General features: G+C 67.9%; 3 protein-coding genes. All 3 read right to left on the bottom strand.

Going from position 1 to position 2,667, the window contains the following annotated elements; genetic code table 11:
- A partial coding sequence (locus tag OCH239_RS21155; protein ID WP_051489721.1) for a recombinase family protein occupies positions 1-1,675 on the bottom strand: 1,675 nt, incomplete at its 3' end.
- On the bottom strand, positions 1,672-1,821 hold the full coding sequence (locus OCH239_RS23025; protein ID WP_157578043.1) for a hypothetical protein: 150 nt from the start codon (positions 1,819-1,821) through the stop codon (positions 1,672-1,674). The genes OCH239_RS23025 and OCH239_RS21155, both read right to left, overlap by 4 nt.
- 172 nt (positions 1,822-1,993) lie before the next feature.
- Entirely contained in the window at positions 1,994-2,350 is a 357-nt protein-coding gene (locus OCH239_RS21150; protein WP_037267422.1) for a hypothetical protein, read from the bottom strand.
- Positions 2,351-2,667 lie beyond the last annotated feature (317 nt).

Here is a 2,667-nt window from a genome sequence, read left to right as displayed (position 1 = left end):
CAAAAACGCGCCCCACCGGGCGCCTTTTTGTGTGCGCTGAGCGGGTTGACCAGCCTGAAGTATCCGGGACAAAGCGCCCCGGATCTCGATCCGCATCCCATCCCGCGCCTCCGGGTCCCCCCCACAGGCACACCTCGCCCAGAAGGTCGCGCAGCAGCGCGTTCGCCGCCACCATCTGATCGCTGCCCGTCAGCAGGTCCTCCAGCCGCGCCACCTGCGCGCGGTAGATCGCCTCCAACTCGGCCGGGGAGGGCGGGGTGACCGGTGTCTGCTGCCCGCTCTCCGCAAGCTCGGCACGCAGCGCATCGCGTTCGGCCTCACGGGTCTCGAGGCGTGCGAGGACGGCGTCCGACGCGTCCTCGGTCTCGAGCCTGTCCAGCAGGCGCTCGATCGCGGTCTCGACCTTCGCGAGCTTGGTCTCGAGCGCCGCACGCGAAGGTGCGCTCCCGCCGGTGCGCGCGGCCATGAGCCCCGCGACTTCGCTGGCGAACTGCTCCGCGAACTCCGCGGTCATCAGCCCGCTCCGCAGGCGGGCGAGCACGCGTGCCTCGAGCTTGTCGCGGGTGATCGTGCGGCTGTTGTCGCATTCCTGCGCGCCGCGGGTCTTTCGGCGGTAGCAGCCGTAGCGCTCCTTGCCGACAAGCGTGAAGCCCCCGCCGCAGCAGCCGCACTTGACGATACCGTTCAGCAGGTACCGCGCGCGGTGGCTGTCGTTGAGCGGTGCCGTCTTGCCGGCATAGGTCGCGTGCGTCGTCTCCAGCCGGTCCTGCACGGCGTTCCAGAGATCGTCGTCGATGATCGCCAGCTCGGGCGCTTCGCCGAAGACGATCTGATGCTCTTCGCTCGCCGGTCGCGAGATGCGGTTGCCGGTGTCCGGGTCGTAGGAGAAGCGGTTCCGGCCGTAGACGATGCCGCCGACATACGCCTCGTTGCGCAGCATGCCGTCGCGCTTCTTGGCGTTGCCGCGGATGGTGGAGTCGTTCCACTTGCCGCCGGACGGGGAGGGGATCTCCTCGACGTTCAGCGTTGCCGCGATCTTCCGGGGCGACAGCCCGCCGGCATAGTCGCGGAAGATCCGCCGCACGACCTCGGCCGCCTCGGGATCGATCTCGCGGTTCAGCCCCTTGTCGCACTCGATGACGCGGTAGCCGTAGGCGAGCCCGGCGGCAACGCGCCCGCGGCGCGTGGTTCCGATCTGGCCCCGCCTGGTCTTGTCCGCAATCTCGCGGGAGGTGTGCTCCGCGATCGCGCCGAGAAACGGCAGAATGTTCCACGCAACCTTGCCGCCATTGGCCGCGTAGAGGTCGACGTTCTGGCCTTCGAACCACTCGCACAGGGTGCTGATGTCCGCGGCGCGGCGGCCGATGCGCTCGACCCCTTCGACGATGAGGGCCGCGATATCACCCTCGGCCACGCGCGCCTTCATTGCGGAAACCCCGGGGCGCTTCGAGAGGAGCGTCCGTCCCGTCATGGCGGCATCGGCGAACTCGGCGGCGATCTCGAAGCCTTCCTGTTCGGCTTTCTCGCGCCCCAGGGCCAGCTGGTCCTCGCACGACATCTCGTTCTGCGCACTGCTGGAGTAGCGCGCGTAGAGCACGGCCTTCGGTTTGCCTGTCGCCTTTGCGGTCTTGCCCGCGCCCGCGGCGCGGCGGGCCTTGCGATTGGGCGCGGTCATGCTTTGTGCTCCTTCCGCTCGGCACGGGCCACGTAGGCTTCGGCGAGGAGGGTGACGAAGGCCGCGAGCGGCATCTCCACGCGCGTCGCGCCGCCGGGGTTGTCGTTCGCGGCTTCGAGGGTGCGGGTCTTCGGAGTGGTGGTCATGGGGTGTCCTTCCTTGAGGATGAGTGGATGCGATGGCTCGCTCAAAGGAAGTCGGATCGGCGAAATCCGCGCGGAAAGACTTTCTGCGCCGCGACGACAATCTTTGTGCGGCGGCCCGACCGGTGCGGGCGAGACGTGCGACCACCGCACGCCTCGGGCCATGCCAGCACGCCTACCCAAGGCCAGCCGCGCGAAACCGGCGGATGGCCTCCAGCGTCTCGTGAGCGCTCAGGGGCTCCGAGAAGATCTGGGTCAGCCAGGACGCCCGTGGCGGTGAGCTGAGCTGCGTGTGGTAGCCAAGAGCGGTGAGAGCTGCGTTCGCAGCGGGGAGTTCCATGATCGGAACGATGTGCAGCGACGCCTCCTGGAACGCCAGACCATTCGCGACGCGCTCGTGGCTCCACATGACGAATGCCGAGAGCGCGATCGGCCCACCCGCGGGATGAATGTGCGAACACCACGCCCAGATGCGCCCGAGATCGCGTGCGAGCTTGTCCTGGTGCGCGAGAATGAGATCGTCTGCGGCCATGCCGTCCTCCTGTTTGTCGGGTCTCGCAAAGAGGACCCGGCAAACTGGAGGACGACGTGCGGTCACGGGACACGGCGCCAACGAATTACATCCACTCAGAGGACCGCGCGTAGCGTGTCGCGCCGCAGAGACTGACCGAGCCAACGCGTCGCTGCTGAAAGGCGGTTGCGCGGACTTTCCGGTCATTCGGCGAGCAACAGATGCTATTGCAGCATGACGACAGAGGAGCTCGCAGCCGCAGATGGATGGGTTCTGCGTCGCGGCGCGGATCACGGAAGCGGTCGTTAACAGGCCGCTGAAGAAGTCGGGCTCGAAGG

Source organism: Roseivivax halodurans JCM 10272 (assembly GCF_000521785.1).
Classification (GTDB): domain Bacteria; phylum Pseudomonadota; class Alphaproteobacteria; order Rhodobacterales; family Rhodobacteraceae; genus Roseivivax; species Roseivivax halodurans.
Note: the sequence above shows the minus strand (reverse complement) of the source record. Positions and strands in the feature narration are given on the sequence as shown.